Raw genomic sequence first — 18,642 nt, 5'->3', positions numbered from 1 at the left:
GACCCTCAGCAAGTCCTATCGTTGCAGCTCAGGGGCACTTTCTGCTTTCTCGACCACCTGCCGGACGGAACCCCTCATGAAAGCCCGAGGCTAGAGGCGCATTGGGGATCGAACGTGCCATGGACATACGAACGACGCCTGGTCGGAAGGATCCTGACCAGGCGTCACACGTGTTTCGTTCGTCTCAGTCGTGCCTCAGTCGTTGGGGACCACGGGGTAGCGCGGCTCGTTCTCGGTCATCTGCCGCAGCGCGTCCTTGCGTTCGCGCTTGGAGAGCCGGTCGATGTAGAGGTAGCCGTACAGGTGGTCGGTCTCGTGCTGCAAACACCGGGCGAAGTAGCCGGTGCCGCGCACCTTGATCGGGTTGCCCTTCTCGTCCTGCCCGGTGACCTCGGCGTAGTCGGGGCGGGCGAGCGGCGCGTAGGCCGTCGGCACGGACAGGCAGCCCTCGTTGCTCTCGTCCAGGTGACGCTTGTCGGCGGGCAGTTCGACCAGCCTGGGGTTGCAGACCACGCCGACGTGCCTGGTGCCCTCGTCGTCCTGACAGTCGTAGACGAAGACCTTCAGGTCGACGCCGATCTGATTGGCGGCCAGGCCCACGCCCTCGGCGGTGCGCTGGCTGGCGAACATGTCCGCGATCAGCTGCTCGAGCTCCGCGCCGAACTCGGTGACGTCCTTGCACTCCTTGTGCAGCACCGGGTTGCCGACGACCGTGATCGGCCGCGAGGTGCCCCGCTCGCGCCAGGCGAGCTCGCGCTCGTCCGTGTCCACGATGTCGATGACGAAGCCTTCGTCGTCCACGGGAAGCACGCCCGCGTGCTGCTGATCGGTGTCCTGCTGCGCCATGACCGACGTATGCCTTCCTGCAAGTCTTGGAAAAATCTGCGGGTACAGCCTAGTCGGGGTACCTGCGGGGAGACGGCTCAGCAGACCTCTTCCAGATCCCGCCAGTCCCGGGAATCAGGGCTGTCCGCGACCCACCCGTCCAGCAGTCCCCGCACCAGCGAGGCGGGCGCGGCAACGCCACACTCCCGCTCCGGCACCCACAGCTGCCCGTCGGTGCGGTGACCGAGCGGCCCGGGGTGGCCCGGCTCGCTGTGGTCGTGCGGGTCGAGGTGCACGCCGTCGCCCTCGTCGGACGGCATGCGCGACTCGGAGCACATACGGCACAGCAGCCGCACCGACGACGACCAGTCCTCGGCGGCGAAGCCGGCGTCGGCCGCGAGCTGCTCCAGCGCGTCACGGTCGGCCTCGGTGGCGGCCTCCAGGAGGACCACCCAGGTGGGGACGGGCGAGGGCGCCCACAGCTCGATCTCGTCGAAGACGGGGTAGGCGTGCCCGGCGGCGGTGGTCCGCTCACCGTGGGGCACCCCGTCGTGCAGCACGACCTCGCCCCAGCGTCGCCCGGACGAGGGAAGCGGAATGGACAGCACCTCGATCCGCGCGGGATCGAGCCGCCGGCCCCACACGACCTCGGCCTCGCCCTCCGGTGACATGCGTACGGCCGCGCTGCCCAGCTCCATGCCGGTCGGCTCCCCGGCGGCGGTGGCGCCGCCCGGCACCCGCAGCCCGTAGGCCTGCCAGGCACGACGGGCCAGCGGCCAGTCCTGCAGTGCGGTGGCGGCGATGCCGACGTTCCACCAGTCGGGCGCCCCGGCCTCCCGGTCGAGCAGCGCGACGGCGCGCAGTCCGGCCGCGCGGGCCTGCTCCCAGTCGTGCCGGAACTTGTGCAGCAGCGCGAGGTTGAACCAGGACTCCGACAGCCAGGGCTCCAGGTCGGCGGCGCGTGTCAGCAGCTCGCCGGCGTCCTCGTACCGGCCGTCGCCGATGAGCGTGAACGCCCGGTCGGTGGCCTGCCGCCAGGAGGCGGAGGGCCGGTGCCGTCCCTTGCCGAAGATCCTCACGATTCCCGCCTGCCAGTTCCAGTTCCGCTCAGTGGGCTGGCTTGTGCCCCCGGACACCCTCTCCCTCGCATCCAACCACGTACGGTGGGAAGGCCGCTCATTACCCATGGGTTACCCAGCCAGGGGCAGGCTAAGGCCGCCCCACGACAGGACCCGGGCGAGCGACTCGACGACCTCGGGCGCGTAGTCCCCGGCCGCCCCCAGCCGCAGCTCCTCCAGGGCCTTGAGCGGTCCGCCAGGCCCGGCGTCGCGCGCCTTCTCCTCGTAGGCGTTCACGGCCCGGACGATCCGCGCGGCCAGCGGCTGCTCCGGGTAGGGGTCGGCCAGCCGCTCCACGACCACGGCGACCGCGGCGTCCACCCCGGTCTGCCGTACGACGGCGCCGCCGAGCAGCGCGATACGGCGCTGTTCGCCCAGTGGCAGTACGGCCGTGGCGCCGGCCGGCACCGGGTCGACCAGGCTCAGCTGGCCGATGTCGTGCATCAGGGCGGCGTACTCCAGCACGGTCAGTTCGGGCCCGGACAGCCCGAGGTCGCGGCCGACGGCCTGGCTGAGGGCGGCGACACGGCGGGCGTGCCCGGCCGGGGTGTAGCCGGCGACCTCGGTGGCCCGGGCGAGGGAGGCGATGGTCTGCCGGTAGGTGGCGCGCACGGCGGCGTACCGGCGCAGCGAGAGCTGGGTGAGCAGCAGCGGCAGACAGAACACGGGCAGCGCCCACAGTCCGACGACGGCGACCGCGAGCGCCATCACGGCGCCGGTCGCGCACACCGCGGTCCCGATTCCGATCAGCGCGCGCAGCTCGTCGCGCAGCAGCGGGCCGAACGGCCACCCGGTGCGGGAGTGCGCCAGCGCCGCGGCGAGCACGGCGTCGCACAGGGCGGTGAGGACGAGGAGCGCGAGGAGCATGAGGGCGTAGGCGGGGCCGCTCCACGTCTCGAACACGCCCTCGTTGTGGAGGGGTTGGAAGCAGACGGCGGCGAAGCCGACGGTGAGGACACGCCGTGCCATGTCGTCGGGCGTGGAGGTCCGGCCGTCCCAGATGTGCGGGACGCTGCCGAGCAGGGAGGCGACGAGGACGACGGTGACGACCTGGGCGACTGAGTGGTGGATCGGCCGGCCGGCGTTCTCGCCGAGCAGGGCGTACGACAGCGCCGCGGCGGCGGCCAGCGGTGCGGCCTCCTTGACCTGGGTGCCGCCGGGCCGACGGGCGATCTCACCGGCGGATATCAGAACCCCGAAGGCGAACGCGATGCCCGGTTCGACGAGCCCGGTCCAGAGGGTGACGGCGAGGGACCCGAGGGCGAGCAGCGCGGCACAGCCGTGCACCAGGTGGAGAGCGGTCACCGGCGCACTCCCCGCCCGCAGGAGTCGAAGGCGGCCCAAGCGCGCGCTACCGGCCCGACGCCGACCCGCCCCGAAGGCAGTCGTCCGCGCTCTCCCTCTCCTCCGGCGCGCGGCACGGCGCGCCGTCATCCGCGGGCCCCGGGTCTGCTGGGCACCGGACCCACCGGTCGTGCCGCGTGATCCGTCTCGTCGGCGGTCACGGCGGGGCGCCAGCCGTGCCGTTTCAGGGCATTGACCAGGGCACCGACCATCCGGGGGTCGAACTGCGCGCCCGCGCACCGCTCCAGTTCCGTCAGCGCCGTCGGGACGGGTCTGGCTCTGCTGTAGGAGCGCGTGGAGGTCATCGCGTCGAAGGCGTCGGCGACGGCCACCACCCGTGCGCATTCCGGGATCTGGGTCCCCACCAGGCCGTACGGATACCCGCTGCCGTCGAGTCGTTCGTGGTGGTGCAGGATCGCCGCCCGGGCCTCGCCGAGGAAGGAGATGCCGCGCACCATTTCGTGGCCGTACTCGGGATGCAGCTCGATCACGCGCCGCTCCTCGGGCGTGAGCGGTCCGTCCTTGCGCAGCAGCCGCGTAGGCACGCCCAGTTTGCCGACGTCGTGCAGGATCCCGGCGAACCGCAGCACCTCGACGCGTTCGTCGTCCATGCCCAACTCGCGGGCGATCATCACGGACGCCTGTCCGACGCGTTCGCTGTGCCCACGCGTGTAGCCGTCCTTGATGTCGACGGCCTGCACCAGCGCGCGGATCGTCGCCTGATGGGCCGCCCGCTCCCGGTGGTACTGCGCGAACACCCACCAGGACACACACATCGGCAGCAGCACGAGCAGGGCGGCGACCGGACCGAAGGGGCTGCGCCACAGCACGGCCATCATCAGCCCGGCAAGCCCGTGCGCCCCGATCGGGGCCAGGGACCTCGGCAGCAGCCCGCGCCACGCCCGCCCCGTCGGCACACGCTCGGCGAGCACAAGGACTCCGCCGTCGAGCACGGCGAGCACCAGGCAGAACGCCAGCACCGCGGCCCCGGCGGGCACGAGGGCGTAGGGGAAGTCGGAGGCGACGACCGCGTCCCGGCCGCCCAGCCCCCAGTGCACCCGCGCCGCGGCCCACACGGCCAGCGCCGACTGGGCGGCCCGCCAGATCCGCCGGATCAGCGGCGGCTGTGCGGGCCCGGCGAGCAGGATCCCCGGCAGGGGTACGAGGGCGGCGGCGGGCGGCGGCAGCAGAAACGCGCCGGCGAGCAGCACGGGGTAGAAGGTGCCCCCGAAGCGGCGCCGCACGACGTGCTCGCAGACCGCGTAGAGCGCGGCGAGGAGAGCGACCGCCCACCAGGGGGCGTGGCTGTGGGGCAGCGGCAGCAGACAGAGCAGCGCGAGAAGGCTGACACAGGCGACGTACACGCGGGCCCGCCCCGGTACCGCCTCCATGACGTCCCTCCCCCGACCATGGCATTCCAGGCTCCGGAGCCTAGGACGGCAGTCGGGGGGCGCGGGGGGCTATGTCCTCAGGATTAGCACGTTCGGGTGAAGACCGCGGACAACGAGGAGGTCAGGACTCCTGCGGTGTGGCCGTCACGTCGTGCTCGGGGACCGTCTGGCCGGAGCGGATCAGGTCGATCCGCCCCATGACCTTGGCACGCAGATCCGTCGGTACGTCGTCGTGGCCGCAGCACCGCTTGACCAGCTTCTTCACCGCCTGCTCGAGGCCGTACTTCTCCAGGCACGGCGAGCACTCTTCGAAGTGGTGCTGGAACTTGTCGCGATCGACGTCCGGCATCTCACTGTCGAGGAACTCGTACAAATGATCGAGTACCTCACTGCAGTCCGTCTCGTGCGGCTCTCCGCAGCTCATGAGCCCGAGCCTTTCGCTTCGTTCGACTCTCCGACGCCGGCCGGGACGAGCCCGCGCTCTCGGGCGTAGTCCTCGAGCATGCCGCGCAGTTGACGGCGGCCCCGGTGCAGCCGGGACATCACCGTACCGATGGGTGTCCCCATGATGTCCGCGATCTCCTTGTACGCAAAGCCCTCTACGTCCGCGAGATAGACGGCGATGCGGAACTCCTCGGGGATCGCCTGCAGCGCTTCCTTCACGTCCGAGTCGGGCAGGTGGTCCAGCGCCTGCGACTCGGCGGAGCGCAGACCGGTCGACATGTGCGACTCGGCACGCGCCAGCTGCCAGTCCTCGATCTCCTCGGCCGCGCTGCGCTGCGGTTCGCGCTGCTTCTTGCGGTACGAGTTGATGAAGGTGTTCGTCAGAATCCGGTACAGCCACGCCTTGAGGTTGGTGCCCTCACGGAACTGGTGGAAGGACGCGTACGCCTTCGCATACGTCTCCTGCACCAGATCCTCGGCGTCGGCCGGATTGCGCGTCATACGCAGCGCGGCCGAATACATCTGGTCGAGGAATTCGAGCGCGTCCCGCTCGAAGCGCGCGCTGCGCTCCGTGTTGGACTCAGCGCCGGCGCCCTGGCCCTCGGGCTGCTCCGCCTGGCCGTTGTCGGTCCCTGCGTCGGTCCCAGTGACCGGACCCACCTCCTCAAGATCCCGGGCAGGACCGAAACCGATCCCACTCGTTTCGGAGGATAGAACACGACCCGTGCCTGCCGCCCCTCGAATGGGAGCGGTCTTGGCCGCGTGCAGCACCGTCCACTCCAGGTCAGCGCTGCTACTGCGGCTCGGGCATGCGGTCGAACCCATGCGGCGACTTCCTTCCGACGACGTCGGTGCTGGAGCTTCAGCACTTGTGTGCGGAACAACAGTGCGGCCACCGCCCGCATTCCCGGCCGTTACCCGAGTGACGAGACCCACTGCACGACGCCCTCGGTGACGATCTCCAGCGCCCGGTCCTGTCCGATCTCCGCCCGTTTCGGCACGGCGAACCCGTGATCGCCGTACGGCACCTCGATCAGCTCGTAGTCCCCCTCTGGGAACTCCGCCGGCTTGCCGAAGGGATCGTTCCCGCCCTGCACCACGAGTGTGGGCACACCGGCGCCGAGCAGCTCGTCGGCGCGCGACTTCTCGGGCCTGCCCGGCGGATGCAGGGGGAAGCTGAGGGTGAGTACGGCGTGTGCGCCCAGCTCGGTGGCCGTACGGCAGGCCACGCGGGCGCCCGCGCTGCGCCCACCGGAGATCACGGGCAGTCCGCTCCCGGCCAGCACGGGCCAGACCCCGCGCCACCCCACGTCGAGCGTCTTCGGCGCGGGCGCGACCTTCTTCCCGGCCACCCGCCACGGCTGCTCGACAAGGCCGACGCTCACCCCGTGCCCGGGCAGCACCCCCGCGAGCGCCTGGAGGTCCCGTGTCTCGATCCCGCCGCCGGCGCCATGACTCACGGCCAGCAGGAGCCTGGGCTTCTTCGCCCTGTGCCAGGTGACGCGGGCGTCTCCGGCGTCCGTGGCGATGATCTCTGTCGTCACATCAGAAGAGTGTGCCCTCTTCGGGCCCCGCCAGCTCCTTGAGCAGCTCCGGGCTGTTGTTGCGGACATTGCTGACGGCCGCGGAGACGGCGTACGCGCGCATCAGGCCGGGCGGCGGCGGGGCCAGCAGCGCGCGCAGGTCGTCGGGGTCGGTCCGGGCCGGGTCCAGCCAGGCGTCCCAGCGGTCCGGGGTGAGCATCAGCGGCATCCGGGGGTGGATCTCGGCGAGGGTGTGCGGTCCCTCGGCGGGCGAGACGGCGAGGGGTGTCGTCTCCGCCTCGGTCGTGATCACCGAGCAGGTGACCCACCAGGCCTGCGGGTGGTCGTCGGGCAGGGTCTTGTCGCGCCAGAACTCGTACAGCCCGGCCATCGCGAACACCGACCCGTCGGCGGGCAGCACGAAGTACGGCTGCTTGCGCGGCCGCTTCTTCTTGCCCTCCTCCTCCAGATCCCGCTCCTGCTTGCCGGTGACCCACTCGTAGTAGCCGTCGGCGGGCAGGATGCAGCGCCGGGCGGCGAAGGCACGGCGGTACGACGGCTTCTCGTGCACGGTCTCGGCGCGTGCGTTGATCATCCGGGCACCGCCCTCGGGCGACTTGGCCCATGACGGCACGAGCCCCCACTTCAGTTTGCGCAGCTGGCGAACCGGCCGCGGGTCGTCCGCGTCCTTCACGGCACGGTCCAGGACGGCGTAGACCTCCTTCGTCGGAGCCACGTTGTAGTCGGGCTCCAGGGTCTCCTCGGGCTCCCACTTCTCGACCTCAAAGATTCCTGCGAGATCCTCGGGCCCACGACTCGCCGCATACCGTCCGCACATACGTGCCAGACTGCCAGGCCCACCCGTCGCCCGGCCACCACCCCCCAACGACGGCGCTGCGCGCCGACCCCTATTGAATCCAGGAGAGGGAGCGACCACCGAACATGGACTCCGCCGTCACCGCGCTGCCCGACCTCTGGGACCGGCTGTGGGGCACCCAGCCCGACCCCAACCTGTGGGTGGTCCTCGCCACCCTGGCCGCGGCCCTCGCCGTGGTCGTCCCGCACGCCCCGTGGCGTCTCTCGCGCAACGCCATCACCATCGCGCACGAGGGCGGCCACGGTCTGGTGGCCCTGCTCACCGGCCGCCAACTGACCGGGATTCGCCTGCACTCCGACACCAGCGGCCTCACGGTGAGCCGCGGCAAGCCGCACGGCGTCGGCATGATCCTGACGGCCGCCGCCGGCTACACCGCTCCCCCGCTCCTGGGCCTCGGCGCCGCCGCGCTGCTGGCCGCGGGCCACATCACGCTCCTGCTGTGGCTGGCCACGGCCCTCCTGGTCGCCATGCTGGTGATGATCCGCAACGCGTACGGCGCCCTGACCGTCGTCGTCACCGGCGGCACCTTCCTCCTGGTGTCCTGGCTCACCGGCCCGCAGGTCCAAGCGGCGTTCGCGTACGCGGTGGTGTGGTTCCTGCTGCTGGGCGGAGTCCGCCCGGCCTTCGAACTCCAGGCCAAGCGCAGGAGGGGCGGAGCGGGCGACTCGGACGCGGACCAGCTGTCGCGCCTCACGCACGCACCGGCGGGGTTGTGGCTGTTCCTGTTCCACGCGGTGTCGCTGTGCTCACTGATAGGCGGGGGCCGCTGGCTGCTGGAGGGATGAGGACATGCCTCGAAGGGGCGACGTCCTCAGGGGCGCGGGGCTGTGTCGATCTGCGGCTCCGCCGCGTGGGCGCGACCAGCCCCTACGGCGCCGCACCCGACAACGCAGCCCGAAAAACACGCACCCGCATCCGACAACGGCAGCCCACTAAAGTGGGGCCATGGTCCCGAACAACGCACACATCGCCCTATGGCCCGCCCCGCACGCGAGCGGAGCCGTCGACGCGACGGTCCACGTGCCCGGGTCCAAGTCCGTCACCAACCGCGGCCTCGTGCTCGCCGCCCTCGCCTCCGAACCCGGCTGGCTGCGCCGTCCCCTGCGCTCCCGCGACACCCTGCTGATGGCCGGTGCCCTGCGCGCCATGGGCGTCGACATCGAGGAGGGGGTGGGTCCGGACGGCTCCGGTGAGGCCTGGCGCGTGCTCCCCACGGGCCTGCACGGCCCCGCCACGGTCGATGTCGGCAACGCCGGCACCGTCATGCGCTTCCTCCCCCCGGTCGCCGCGCTGGCCGACGGTCCCGTCCGCTTCGACGGAGACCCGCGGTCGTACGAGCGCCCCCTGAACGGTGTGATCGACGCCCTGCGCGTACTCGGCGCCCGGATCGACGACGACGGCCGGGGCGCGCTGCCGCTGACCGTGCACGGCGGCGGTGCGCTGGACGGCGGACCGGTGTCGATCGACGCGTCCTCGTCGTCGCAGTTCGTGAGCGCCCTGCTCCTGTCCGGACCGCGCTTCAACCAGGGCATCGAGGTCCGCCACACCGGTGCCTCGCTGCCCTCCGTGCCGCACATCCGGATGACCGTGGACATGCTGCGCGCGGTCGGCGCCCAGGTGGACACCCCGGAGTCGGGCGGCGAGCCGAACGTCTGGCGGGTCACGCCGGGCGCCCTGCTCGGCCGGGACCTGACCATCGAGCCGGACCTGTCGAACGCCCAGCCGTTCCTGGCGGCGGCCCTGGTGACCGGCGGCAAGGTGATCGTTCCGGACTGGCCGGCGCGGACGACCCAGCCGGGTGACCGGCTGCGGGAGATCTTCACCGAAATGGGCGGTTCCTGCGCGCTGACCGAGTTCGGCCTGGAGTTCACCGGCTCCGGCGCGATCCACGGCATCGACGTCGACCTGGGTGACGTCGGCGAGCTGACTCCGGGCGTCGCGGCGGTCGCCGCCCTCGCGGACTCCCCCTCGACCCTGCGCGGCGTCTCCCATCTGCGGCTGCACGAGACGGACCGGCTCGCCGCGCTCACCAAGGAGATCAACGAGCTCGGCGGCGACGTCACCGAGACCGCCGACGGCCTGCACATCCGCCCTCGCCGGCTGCACGGCGGGATCTTCCACACGTACGAGGACCACCGCATGGCGACGGCCGGCGCGATCATCGGCCTCGCGGTCGAGGGCGTACAGATCGAGAACGTGGCGACGACGGCGAAGACGCTGCCCGAATTCCCCGACCTGTGGACCGGGATGCTCGGGGCATAGGGCCCCGGGGAGCACGCCATGCGCCGCTACGGCAAGCACACCGACGAGGACGACATCCGCACCCGCCCGAACCGCAAGGGCAACCGACCGCGTACGCATATCCGGCCCAAGCACGACGACGCCGCCGAGGGCATGGTCCTCACCGTCGACCGGGGCCGTCTGACCTGCCTCGTCGACGGCCGAACCGTCATGGCGATGAAGGCCCGAGAACTCGGCCGCAAGGCGGCGGTCGTGGGCGACCGGGTCGCCCTGGTCGGCGACCTGTCCGGCACGAAGGACTCGCTCGCGCGCATCGTCCGTATCGAGGAGCGGGCGTCGGTCCTGCGCCGTACCGCCGACGACGACGATCCGTTCGAGCGCGTGGTCGTCGCGAACGCCGACCAGCTCGCCATCGTCACCGCCCTCGCCGACCCGGAGCCCCGCCCCCGGCTGATCGACCGCTGCCTGGTCGCGGCGTACGACGGCGGCCTCGAGCCCCTCCTGGTCATGACCAAGTCGGACCTGGCCCCGCCGGACAAGCTCCTGGAGCTGTACGGCGACCTGGACATCCCGTACGTCGTCACCAGCCGCGAGGAGTTGGAGAACGGAGACGCGGCGGAGCGGGTCAGGGAACAGCTGGACGGCAAGGTCACCGCCTTCGTGGGCCACTCCGGCGTCGGCAAGACGACGCTGGTCAACGCGCTGGTCCCGCAGGACAGGCGCCGTATCACGGGGCATGTGAACGCGGTGACGGGCCGCGGTCGGCACACGACCACCTCCGCGCTGGCGCTGCCGCTGAGCGACGACGGGGGCTGGGTGATCGACACCCCGGGGGTACGGTCCTTCGGCCTCGCGCACATCGACCCGTTCCGGGTCATCAACGCCTTCCCCGACCTGGAACCCGGCACGGTCAACTGCCCGCGCGGGTGCAGTCACGACGAGCCGGACTGCGCACTGGACGAGTGGGTGGCCGAGGGCCACGCGGACCCGGCGCGGCTGTACTCCCTGCGTCGGCTGCTGCGCACGCGCGATCGGAAGGAAGGCGACTGACCTCAGCGGTGTTTGCGTGAGCAGCAGCATGGCAAGTGCATAATCGCACCGAGCCGCACGTACGGGAGGACACCACATGGCGTGGCTGCTGGTCATCGTGGCCGGACTGCTCGAGACCGGTTTCGCGGTGTGCCTCAAGCTGTCCCACGGCTTCACCCGGCTCTGGCCGACCGTCGCGTTCTGCGCGTTCGCCCTCGGAAGCTTCGGCCTGCTCACCCTGTCCCTGAAGAAGCTCGACGTCGGCCCCGCCTACGCGGTGTGGACCGGCATCGGCGCCGCGGGCACCGCGATCTACGGCATGATCTTCCTCGGCGACCTGGTGTCGACCCTGAAGCTCGTCTCGATCAGCCTGGTCATCATCGGCGTGATCGGTCTCCAGCTGTCGGGCTCGGCCCACTGAGAAGGTGGGCCGGCTGAAGAAGCAGCCGCTCACACCGATTGCCGGCCGAGGGCGCCCCGCACCAGTTCGGCGACCCCGCCCTCCGGCGGCGGAGCGGCCACGCAGGACAGGGCGAGCCGTACGACGAGCTCGCAGGAGCGGGCCAGTTCGGAGCCGTCGTACCGGGTGGCGCCGGGCAGGGAGAGGACGGCGACGGCCCGGTCCCGCACGATCTGCACGAAGTCGCCGGGCGACGGCAGGGGGCCGTCGGCCCGGCGCTGCGCCGGTACGGCGGAGGAGGACGGTACGGCCGAGAGCGTCGGCGACGGCAGCCCCTCGCTCCAGAAGCCGGTGAGCATGGCCCGGACCAGCGCGTTCTCCCGGGCGGCTGAGGCGGTCCACTCGGCGGTGGCGGCCAGCCGGTCACGGGGGTCGATGTACCCGGTCAGGGCCCGCTCGACGCCGGCGAGGTAGCCGTCGGCCTCCCTGCGCACGAGGGCCCGCGCGAGCCCTTCCTTGCTGCCGAACTCGTTGTAGAGGGTCTGCCGGGACACCCCGGCCGCCGCGGCCACGTCCACCATCCGCACGGCGGACCACGGCCGGCGCGTGAGCGCCGTATAGGCGGCGTCCAGAAGGGATTCCCGGGCAGCAGGCATCATCGCCTCCCTGGGGCGAGCGGCTCTGCGCCCAGATTTGACGCGCCCGTCACCACTGTCAAGGGTCTGGGAACCCCCGAAGCGACCCTTTCCGGCCACCAGGAGTTTCCGACGATCACGAGTTCCCGGCCACCAGGGTCCGGGTCGGCGCCGCGCGCCGGGACACACCGCGGCACGGCAGGCCGGATCGCGGCGGGTCGGCACGCGGTGCACGTCCGCGATCAGCGGCCGATCAGATCCGCTGCGCGTTCGGCGATGGCGTAGACCGTGGCATTGGTGTTGCCGGACACGATCGAGGGCATCACGGATCCGTCGGCGATCCACAGCCCACTGAATCCGTGCACTCGCAGATCGGAGTCCACGACGGACATGCCGTCGCTTCCCATCCGGCAGGTGCCCACCGGGTGGTAGGAGGACTCCATCGCAGCCTCGGCGTGGGCCCGTAGAGTCGCGTCATCCGGCGTCCGGTCGTGTGGTGGACGGCGTTGGCGATCGCGGCGGCACCGACCTGTCGGACCTCGCCCACGCCCTGGACGCCCAGCGCATTCGCGACACCGCCCTCGACCTCGACCTCGACCGCTCCGAGGTTCGGCATCGGGCGCATCCGCATGGACGGCGGCCAGGTCCCCGCTCGGCATCCCAGCCCCGTGTAGCCCCACCTCACCCCCGCCGGATACGGTTCATCACATGCCCGACTACCTCGACGACCTCCGCCTCGCGCACGTCCTCGCGGACGCGGCCGACGCCGCCACCATGGCCCGCTTCAAGGCCCTCGACCTCAAGGTCGAGACCAAGCCGGACATGACCCCCGTGAGTGAGGCGGACAAGGCCGCCGAGGAGCTCATCCGCGGCCAACTCCAGCGCGCCAGGCCCCGCGACGCGATCCTCGGCGAGGAGTACGGCATCGAGGGCACCGGCCCCCGCCGCTGGGTGATCGACCCGATCGACGGCACGAAGAACTACGTACGGGGCGTCCCCGTCTGGGCCACGCTGATCTCCCTGATGGAGGCGGGCGAGGGCGGCTACCAGCCCGTCGTCGGCCTCGCCTCCGCCCCCGCCCTCGGCCGCCGCTGGTGGGCGGCGAAGGGTCACGGCGCGTTCACGGGCCGCAGCCTGACCTCCGCCACCCGCATGCACGTCTCCCAGGTCTCCCGCCTCACGGACGCCTCCTTCGCCTACTCCTCGCTCTCCGGCTGGGAGGAGCAGGGCCGGCTGAACGGCTTCCTGGATCTCACCCGCGAGGTCTGGCGCACGCGCGCGTACGGCGACTTCTGGCCGTACATGATGGTCGCCGAGGGCTCGGTGGATCTGTGCGCGGAGCCGGAGCTGTCCCTGTGGGACATGGCCGCCAACGCGATCATCGTCACGGAGGCCGGCGGCACCTTCACCGGCCTCGACGGCCGCCCGGGCCCGCACAGCGGCAACGCGGCGGCGTCCAACGGCCCGCTCCACGACGAGCTGCTGGGATATCTCAACGAACGCTACTGACGCAGCTTGCGGCTTGATCTGCGGGTTTCCACCCTCGTCAGTCCCCCTGGGCCGTCGTGGGGCCGTCATCGGTGTCCGGGCCGCCATCGAAGGCCCGGTTCACCGCCTCCCGCGTGCGCTTCTCGCTGCTGGGCACCAGGTGCGTGTACGTCCGCAGAGTGAAGCCGGGATCGTGGTGCCCGACGTACTCCGACAGAGCCTTGATGCTCTCCCCCGCGTCCAGCAGCACAGACGCGTAGAAGTGCCTCAGGGCGTGCATCCCGTTCTCCCGGCCCCGCGTGATACCCACAGTGTCGAGAGCGGGCCACCACGCCACGCGGTTGAACACGACGCGTTTGACCGCACACCCCTCAATGTTGGCGAAGAGCGGGGAAGCGACCACCGGAGAGCCGTCGACCGACCGCCACGGCAGAGACACAGCCGTCGCTGCATGCCGAGCGATGTGGGCCTCCAGCGACCGCGCAACGCTCTTCAGGCAACGGGACGGTACGGGCCTTACCGCCCTTGGGCAGCGCGAACACCTGTCGTCCGGCGATGAGCTTGACCTGCCGGACGATGTGAACGACTCCTTCGGCGAAGTCCACGTCATCCACGGCCGAGCCGAGCACCTCCCCCTGTCGCATGCCGCACCTGCCGGGCCAAAGTCGCTACGCCGACCTCACGTCATCACCGTGCGTAGCCTGATTCGGCGGGCATGGACGACTCACCGCTGGGACGAACGCCCGAACCGCCGCCCCTGACCACACGCCTGTCCGCGCGGCCCCTCAATCACCTGAGATGTCTTTCCTCCGGGCCGTGACTCCTGGATGTACTGGTCGGCCCAGGCGCTGATGATGTGGGCGGTTCGTTGCGCTTGTCCTCGTACGGTCAGGAGATGGTCTGCTCCTTCGAGCGCGACGAAGCTTCGCGGGTGTCGTGCCTCGCGGAAGATCTCCCCGGCGTTGGCGATGTCGACGGTGCTGTCGGTAGGCGAATGCAGGACGAGTAGTGGCAGGTGCAACTCTCGTATCCGGTCGCGCAGGCGAGCATGGTGGACGTTGTCGACGAAAGCACGCTTGAGTACCAGGGTCCTCCCGCCGACGAACCACTCGTGCGACCCTTCACTGAGAACGCGATCCATGACCGCGTCGTACTGTTTCTCGACGTGGCTGGGGTCGACAGGTGCGCCGATCGTGGCGACCGCGCGGACGCCGGTTGCCTCGGCCGCTGCAGCGATGGCGGCGGTGCCTCCCCACGAGTGCCCCACCAGCAGGTCTGCTGGAGTCCCTCGCTCCGCCATCAGAGTTGCTGCACGGACGGTGTCCTGGACCTTGATGGTGAAGGAACCGTCCCCCCAGTCGCCGTCGGAGTCTCCGATCCCGAGGTTGTCGTAGCGCAGCATTCCGATCCCCTCGCGTGCCAGCTGCTTGCTGACGCGCGAGGCGGCCGGCGAGTTCTTGCCGAGTGTGAATCCGTGGACGAAGATTCCCCAGCCTCGGATCTCGCCGTCTGGCAGGTCGATCGCTCCGGCCAGTTCGGGGCCGACGATGCTCTTGAATCTCACTTCTTCAGTCATGTTGTGATCACCCGGCATGGACTGTTCGTGGGGTATTGGAGGTGAGGGCGACACCTGCTGGTGCCACGCGCGTGCTCCGAGCAGGAGAGCAGGGAGCGCGGCGCTTGTCGCTGTCGGCGCGTCAGACGGCCGGCTTCTGGACGGAGGTCGGCTTGGTGGCGAGCAGTGCAGTGATCTCATCGGCGAGATGCGGGCCGAGCTCGCCCCAGCCGTCCTTGTAGCCGTAGACGCCGGCCAGGGCGCGGGCGTCGTAGTCGCCGTGCATGATCTCGATGTCGGTAGCTGTGATGAGTGCCGGGTGGGCGACGCCGACGGCCGCCGAGACCTTCATCAGCTCCTTGCGCAGGGTGCGCAGGTAGACAGCGGCCCGGGTGGCCTTCGAGGTCGGGTCGAGGCCGCGGGCCAGCCACGGCTTCTGGGTGGCGACGCCGGTGGGGCACCTGTCGGTGTGGCACTTCTGCGACTGGATGCAGCCGATCGACAGCATCGCCTCACGGGCCACGTTGATCATGTCGGCACCCAGAGCGAAGGCGACCGCGGCGTTCTCGGGCAGGCCGAGCTTGCCGGAGCCGATGAAGGTCAGGTCGTCGGTCAGCCCCAGCTCGGCGAAGGTGGCGTAGACCCGGGAGAAGCCCATCCGGAACGGCAGCGACACCGAGTCGGTGAAGATCAGCGGCGCCGCCCCGGTGCCGCCCTCGCCGCCGTCGATGGTCACGAAGTCGACACCACGGTCACCACGCGCCATCAGCGTGGCCAGCTCCTGCCAGAAGTCCATCTCTCCCACCGCGCTCTTAACCCCGACCGGCAGACCGGTCTCGGTGGCGAGCAGCTCGACGAAGTCGAGCATCGAGTCGACGTCGCTGAACGCGGTGTGCCGCGACGGGGAGGCGCAGTCCTTGCCGGTCGGAATCCCGCGGATTTCGGCAATCTCCGGGGTCACCTTCGCGCCCGGCAGCATCCCGCCCAGCCCTGGCTTGGCGCCCTGGGAGAGCTTGATCTCTATCGCCTTGACCGGGGCGCCGGCGACCACATCCTTGAGCTTGTCGAGGTTGAAGCTGCCGTCCTCGTTGCGGCAGCCGAAGTACGCCGTACCGATCTGAAAGACGAGGTCGGCGCCGTTGCCGTGGTACGGCGAGAGGCCGCCCTCGCCCGTATTCTGCATCGTGCCCGCCAGCGCCGCCCCTTTGTTGAGCGCCGTGATCGCCGCGCCGGAGAGCGATCCGAAGCTCATCGCCGAGATGTTCACCACGCTCGCCGGTCGGAACGCCTTGGCGCGCCCTCGCGGCCCGCCCAGCACCTTGGCTGAGGGCAGCGGGGCCTGCGGGTCCTGCGCGTCGGGCAGCATGTCGGCGAACGTGCGCTGCTTCACGTATGCGTGCCCCTGCACGTGCTCGACGTCGACGTCGGTTCCGAACCCGAAGTAGTTGTTCTCCTCCTTCGCCGACGCATAGATCCAGGTGCGCTGGTCACGACTGAACGGGCGCTCCTCCTCGTTGGAAGTGACGACGTACTGCCGCAGCTCCGGCCCGATCATCTCCAACAGGTACCGGGCGTGCCCGATCACCGGGAAGTTCCGGAGCAGTGCGTGCTTCTTCTGGATGAGGTCGCGGGCGGCCACCAGCGCCAATGCTGTTGCGGTGGCCGCGCCGATGCTCCGGGCGCGCATGAACGTTCCTCTCCTCGATGCTCGACTCCATCGCCATGCGGTGGACGTCGTCGTGTTGGGCGGTGGGCGGTGGGCACGACCAAGCGGGTGTCGGCGTCCGTCGAAGAATGCGAAATGGAATCAAGAGGCCGCGCGGATAGGCATGTGGTCTGGGTCGGCGGTCCGGGCGTTCGTCCCAGCGGTGAGTTGTCCATGCCCGTCGGATCCGGCTACACACGGTGATGATCGTGTCGGCAAGGTCATTAAGGCTCAGCCACAGCGCTTCCAGCCGGTCGATGCCCTCGATGCTCGGGTCGGCAGCGAAGGCAGCGCCGTTGAGTGCGCCGGCCGAGGACGCCACTACGAGGTCGGGTCTGATCCCCGCCTGGGTGAGCGCCCTCAAGGCGCCGACCTGCGATGCGCACAGGCTGCCACCGCCTTGCAGCACGATCGCCACGGTGCCGGACGGCGCCGGCTCAGCCGTCGCGGGCGCGGCCGGCGCCCCGGCATCCCGTGGAACCTGGCACGGAGTCATCGCCGACCCCCCGGTTTGCACGGTACCCATGTCGCCTCCTTCCTCTTCGAACGACCATTCCGTTTTGCGGATCCCATCCTGCGACGGTGGCCGACCCCACGTCAAGACGAACATTCGTTTTCTTTGCACGATGGTCTCATGCCAAAAGTCACGGAGCAGTACCTCGTCGACCGGCGCCGGCACATCCTGGAGGCCGCCCACCGCTGCTTCCTGCGCAACGGCGGCTTCCAGGCCACCTCAATGCAGGAGCTACGGGCCCAAGCGCGCCAGCGAGCACGGGAATTGCCGATCAGCTCGTAGGCCGCCGGATGGGCCAGCTGACGAGCCGTTGTCTGGGCCGTCCCTGGCGATTGATGCTCGTGCCACAGCCGTGCCAGAAGGAGCGGGAACCACGGGGAGTCCGGGAGTCTGACGGGCGCTCAGGCCGACTGTCGCCAAGGCTAGGATTCTGCAGGTCAGTCACGATGCGGCCCCCACCTCGCCCCTAAAGCGGTGCTCACCCGCCGGCCAGCTCAAAGCGAGGGAGAGAAGCCGGCGGACTGGTCGAGGTGGAACGGTGAGCCCGTTCGAACGGGAACCCAACCCTGTCGTAGGGCGGACTCGATGGCGTCGGCGACATGGGAGGGAAGTACCGGGTTGCCCGGGCGTCCGAGCCAGTTGCCAGCGTGAGGGTGCTTGGTGATGACCACGAGAGTCGCCCCAGGATGATCCGCATGCTCCACGGCGCAAGTACATGGCGACCAGCAGAGGGCCTGACCGTAGGTGGGCCTGCGTCGCAGCCGCCAGCGGTAGATCGTGCCGCCGACGACTATGCGCCGTGATCCCTTGCGGCCCAGTGCCATGTATCCCCCTCGATGCCGACCGACAACGACAGAAGGCCACGGCATCTGAACTGGTCAGAGCCGTGGGCTTCTTCAGCCTCGTTGGTTAGCCAGAAGGCTGATCAGTACGAGCGCTATTGAGCGGCGCGATCCAGCTTTACTGAGCGGCGCGGTCCAGAGTCACCGAACGGCGCGATCCAGCGCTACGGAGCCGTACGGGACACCCGCGCGCACCCTCAGGCACTCACGCGCCCTCTTGTTGACCTCTGCTTTACCTGCCACTCTGAAAGGACCCTCACTTGTGAACTTGTGAATTACTGCACTAGTTCAGGAAAGCGTAGGAGGTGGCACCCGACCATGCTCGTCCGCGACGCCATGAGCACGGTGGTCCTCACCATCGGCCCCGCACATACCCTCCGCCAAGCAGCCGCCCTGATGTCCGCCCGCCGCGTGGGCGCGGCCGTCGTCCTCGACCCCGACGCGGGCGGCATCGGCATTCTGACCGAGCGCGACATCCTCAACTCCGTGGGCCTGGGCCAGAACCCTGACACGGAGCGCACCCATGCCCACACCACCAACGACGTCGTGTTCGCCGCTCCGACCTGGACCCTGGAGGAGGCGGCCCGCGCGATGGCGCACGGCGGCTTCCGGCATCTGATCGTCCTGGACCACGGTGAGCCCGTCGGCATCGTCTCGGTCCGCGACATCATCCGCTGCTGGGCCCCGGCACGTCAGCAGGTGCCGGCCTGA

Annotated in this window: 20 protein-coding genes and 2 pseudogenes; 7 read left to right on the top strand and 15 right to left on the bottom strand. The window is 70.3% G+C overall.

Annotated features, from left to right (window positions below; all coding sequences use genetic code 11):
* Window positions 1-195: 195 nt before the first annotated feature.
* The 8 genes from def to ACFYXB_RS04055 all read right to left on the bottom strand — a co-directional run bounded on the left by def (window position 196) and on the right by ACFYXB_RS04055 (window position 7,483).
* Window positions 196-846 carry a peptide deformylase gene (gene def / locus ACFYXB_RS04090; protein WP_389577398.1) on the bottom strand — a complete coding sequence of 217 codons (651 nt, stop codon included), beginning with the start codon at window positions 844-846 and terminating at the stop codon, window positions 196-198.
* 77 nt (window positions 847-923) lie between these two features.
* A complete protein-coding gene (locus ACFYXB_RS04085) occupies window positions 924-1,904 on the bottom strand; it encodes a tetratricopeptide repeat protein (RefSeq protein ID WP_389577459.1) in 981 nt (326 codons plus the stop codon).
* A 111-nt stretch (window positions 1,905-2,015) separates the two neighbouring features.
* A complete protein-coding gene (locus ACFYXB_RS04080; RefSeq protein ID WP_389577396.1) occupies window positions 2,016-3,248 on the bottom strand; it encodes an HD-GYP domain-containing protein in 1,233 nt (410 codons plus the stop codon).
* A 125-nt stretch (window positions 3,249-3,373) separates the two neighbouring features.
* Window positions 3,374-4,678, bottom strand: a complete 1,305-nt coding sequence (locus ACFYXB_RS04075) for an HD-GYP domain-containing protein (RefSeq protein WP_389577394.1) — start codon at window positions 4,676-4,678, stop codon at window positions 3,374-3,376.
* 121 nt (window positions 4,679-4,799) lie between these two features.
* Window positions 4,800-5,102: a mycothiol system anti-sigma-R factor gene (rsrA, locus tag ACFYXB_RS04070; RefSeq protein WP_351343730.1), complete on the bottom strand. Its 303-nt coding sequence runs from the start codon at window positions 5,100-5,102 to the stop codon at window positions 4,800-4,802.
* Window positions 5,099-5,782, bottom strand: a complete 684-nt coding sequence (sigR, locus tag ACFYXB_RS04065; protein WP_389577392.1) for an RNA polymerase sigma factor SigR — start codon at window positions 5,780-5,782, stop codon at window positions 5,099-5,101. The genes rsrA and sigR overlap by 4 nt, the downstream gene beginning before the upstream one ends.
* A 254-nt stretch (window positions 5,783-6,036) precedes the next feature.
* Window positions 6,037-6,666, bottom strand: coding sequence for an alpha/beta family hydrolase (locus ACFYXB_RS04060; protein ID WP_389577390.1), 630 nt, complete (start codon window positions 6,664-6,666; stop codon window positions 6,037-6,039).
* A gap of 1 nt (window position 6,667) precedes the next feature.
* Window positions 6,668-7,483, bottom strand: coding sequence for an SOS response-associated peptidase (locus tag ACFYXB_RS04055; protein ID WP_389577388.1), 816 nt, complete (start codon window positions 7,481-7,483; stop codon window positions 6,668-6,670).
* A gap of 104 nt (window positions 7,484-7,587) precedes the next feature.
* Between ACFYXB_RS04055 and ACFYXB_RS04050 the strand changes: the two genes are divergently transcribed.
* From ACFYXB_RS04050 to ACFYXB_RS04035, 4 genes are all read left to right on the top strand, one after another.
* Window positions 7,588-8,307 (top strand): M50 family metallopeptidase, encoded by a 720-nt coding sequence (locus ACFYXB_RS04050; protein ID WP_389577386.1) that lies wholly within the window; start codon window positions 7,588-7,590, stop codon window positions 8,305-8,307.
* A 160-nt stretch (window positions 8,308-8,467) separates the two neighbouring features.
* Entirely contained in the window at window positions 8,468-9,784 is a 1,317-nt protein-coding gene (gene aroA, locus ACFYXB_RS04045; RefSeq protein WP_389577384.1) for a 3-phosphoshikimate 1-carboxyvinyltransferase, read from the top strand.
* 18 nt (window positions 9,785-9,802) lie between these two features.
* Window positions 9,803-10,813, top strand: a complete 1,011-nt coding sequence (gene rsgA / locus ACFYXB_RS04040; protein ID WP_389577382.1) for a ribosome small subunit-dependent GTPase A — start codon at window positions 9,803-9,805, stop codon at window positions 10,811-10,813.
* A 76-nt stretch (window positions 10,814-10,889) separates the two neighbouring features.
* Window positions 10,890-11,213 (top strand): DMT family transporter, encoded by a 324-nt coding sequence (locus ACFYXB_RS04035; protein WP_389577381.1) that lies wholly within the window; start codon window positions 10,890-10,892, stop codon window positions 11,211-11,213.
* A gap of 29 nt (window positions 11,214-11,242) precedes the next feature.
* Here the strand turns inward: ACFYXB_RS04035 and ACFYXB_RS04030 are convergent, their stop codons facing one another.
* Complete coding sequence (locus tag ACFYXB_RS04030; RefSeq protein WP_389577379.1) at window positions 11,243-11,851, bottom strand: TetR/AcrR family transcriptional regulator; 609 nt, start codon at window positions 11,849-11,851, stop codon at window positions 11,243-11,245.
* Window positions 11,852-12,069: 218 nt separating this feature from the next.
* Entirely contained in the window at window positions 12,070-12,270 is a 201-nt protein-coding gene (locus ACFYXB_RS04025) for a GMC oxidoreductase (protein WP_389577377.1), read from the bottom strand.
* A 265-nt stretch (window positions 12,271-12,535) separates the two neighbouring features.
* Between ACFYXB_RS04025 and hisN the strand changes: the two genes are divergently transcribed.
* Complete coding sequence (hisN, locus tag ACFYXB_RS04020) at window positions 12,536-13,336, top strand: histidinol-phosphatase (protein ID WP_389577375.1); 801 nt, start codon at window positions 12,536-12,538, stop codon at window positions 13,334-13,336.
* 37 nt (window positions 13,337-13,373) lie between these two features.
* Here the strand turns inward: hisN and ACFYXB_RS04015 are convergent, their stop codons facing one another.
* From ACFYXB_RS04015 to ACFYXB_RS04000, 4 genes and pseudogenes are all read right to left on the bottom strand, one after another.
* A complete protein-coding gene (locus ACFYXB_RS04015; RefSeq protein ID WP_389577373.1) occupies window positions 13,374-13,595 on the bottom strand; it encodes an integrase in 222 nt (73 codons plus the stop codon).
* 615 nt (window positions 13,596-14,210) lie between these two features.
* Window positions 14,211-14,891: pseudogene (locus ACFYXB_RS04010) on the bottom strand (alpha/beta hydrolase family protein); the annotation flags it as partial.
* A gap of 121 nt (window positions 14,892-15,012) precedes the next feature.
* A complete protein-coding gene (locus ACFYXB_RS04005; RefSeq protein ID WP_389577371.1) occupies window positions 15,013-16,557 on the bottom strand; it encodes an FMN-binding glutamate synthase family protein in 1,545 nt (514 codons plus the stop codon).
* Between the two features lie 151 nt (window positions 16,558-16,708).
* A pseudogene (locus ACFYXB_RS04000) lies at window positions 16,709-17,071 on the bottom strand (patatin-like phospholipase family protein); the annotation flags it as partial.
* Between the two features lie 138 nt (window positions 17,072-17,209).
* On the opposite strand from ACFYXB_RS04000, the gene ACFYXB_RS03995 reads away from it, so the two are divergent.
* On the top strand, window positions 17,210-17,371 hold the full coding sequence (locus ACFYXB_RS03995) for a hypothetical protein (RefSeq protein WP_351343769.1): 162 nt from the start codon (window positions 17,210-17,212) through the stop codon (window positions 17,369-17,371).
* Window positions 17,372-17,583: 212 nt separating this feature from the next.
* Here ACFYXB_RS03995 and ACFYXB_RS03990 read toward each other — a convergent pair whose 3' ends face one another.
* Entirely contained in the window at window positions 17,584-17,913 is a 330-nt protein-coding gene (locus tag ACFYXB_RS03990; protein ID WP_389577369.1) for a hypothetical protein, read from the bottom strand.
* A gap of 336 nt (window positions 17,914-18,249) precedes the next feature.
* On the opposite strand from ACFYXB_RS03990, the gene ACFYXB_RS03985 reads away from it, so the two are divergent.
* Window positions 18,250-18,642, top strand: a complete 393-nt coding sequence (locus tag ACFYXB_RS03985) for a cyclic nucleotide-binding/CBS domain-containing protein (RefSeq protein WP_389577367.1) — start codon at window positions 18,250-18,252, stop codon at window positions 18,640-18,642.

It is taken from the genome of Streptomyces sp. NPDC002619, from assembly GCF_042889305.1.
Lineage (GTDB): Bacteria > Actinomycetota > Actinomycetes > Streptomycetales > Streptomycetaceae > Streptomyces.
This window is presented reverse-complemented; position numbering and strand designations above follow the sequence as displayed.

What these genes read in the sequence shown, in the direction of transcription:
- def (WP_389577398.1), bottom strand. Translation starts at nt 846, where the DNA reads ATGGCGCAGCAGGACACCGATCAGCAGCACGCGGGCGTGCTTCCCGTG.
- ACFYXB_RS04075 (WP_389577394.1), bottom strand. Translation starts at nt 4,678, where the DNA reads ATGGAGGCGGTACCGGGGCGGGCCCGCGTGTACGTCGCCTGTGTCAGC.
- rsrA (WP_351343730.1), bottom strand. Translation starts at nt 5,102, where the DNA reads ATGAGCTGCGGAGAGCCGCACGAGACGGACTGCAGTGAGGTACTCGAT.
- ACFYXB_RS04055 (WP_389577388.1), bottom strand. Translation starts at nt 7,483, where the DNA reads ATGTGCGGACGGTATGCGGCGAGTCGTGGGCCCGAGGATCTCGCAGGA.
- ACFYXB_RS04050 (WP_389577386.1), top strand. Translation starts at nt 7,588, where the DNA reads ATGGACTCCGCCGTCACCGCGCTGCCCGACCTCTGGGACCGGCTGTGG.
- aroA (WP_389577384.1), top strand. Translation starts at nt 8,468, where the DNA reads ATGGTCCCGAACAACGCACACATCGCCCTATGGCCCGCCCCGCACGCG.
- rsgA (WP_389577382.1), top strand. Translation starts at nt 9,803, where the DNA reads ATGCGCCGCTACGGCAAGCACACCGACGAGGACGACATCCGCACCCGC.
- ACFYXB_RS04035 (WP_389577381.1), top strand. Translation starts at nt 10,890, where the DNA reads ATGGCGTGGCTGCTGGTCATCGTGGCCGGACTGCTCGAGACCGGTTTC.
- ACFYXB_RS04030 (WP_389577379.1), bottom strand. Translation starts at nt 11,851, where the DNA reads ATGATGCCTGCTGCCCGGGAATCCCTTCTGGACGCCGCCTATACGGCG.
- ACFYXB_RS04025 (WP_389577377.1), bottom strand. Translation starts at nt 12,270, where the DNA reads ATGGAGTCCTCCTACCACCCGGTGGGCACCTGCCGGATGGGAAGCGAC.
- hisN (WP_389577375.1), top strand. Translation starts at nt 12,536, where the DNA reads ATGCCCGACTACCTCGACGACCTCCGCCTCGCGCACGTCCTCGCGGAC.
- ACFYXB_RS04015 (WP_389577373.1), bottom strand. Translation starts at nt 13,595, where the DNA reads ATGCACGCCCTGAGGCACTTCTACGCGTCTGTGCTGCTGGACGCGGGG.
- ACFYXB_RS04005 (WP_389577371.1), bottom strand. Translation starts at nt 16,557, where the DNA reads ATGCGCGCCCGGAGCATCGGCGCGGCCACCGCAACAGCATTGGCGCTG.
- ACFYXB_RS03995 (WP_351343769.1), top strand. Translation starts at nt 17,210, where the DNA reads ATGCCAAAAGTCACGGAGCAGTACCTCGTCGACCGGCGCCGGCACATC.
- ACFYXB_RS03990 (WP_389577369.1), bottom strand. Translation starts at nt 17,913, where the DNA reads ATGGCACTGGGCCGCAAGGGATCACGGCGCATAGTCGTCGGCGGCACG.
- ACFYXB_RS03985 (WP_389577367.1), top strand. Translation starts at nt 18,250, where the DNA reads ATGCTCGTCCGCGACGCCATGAGCACGGTGGTCCTCACCATCGGCCCC.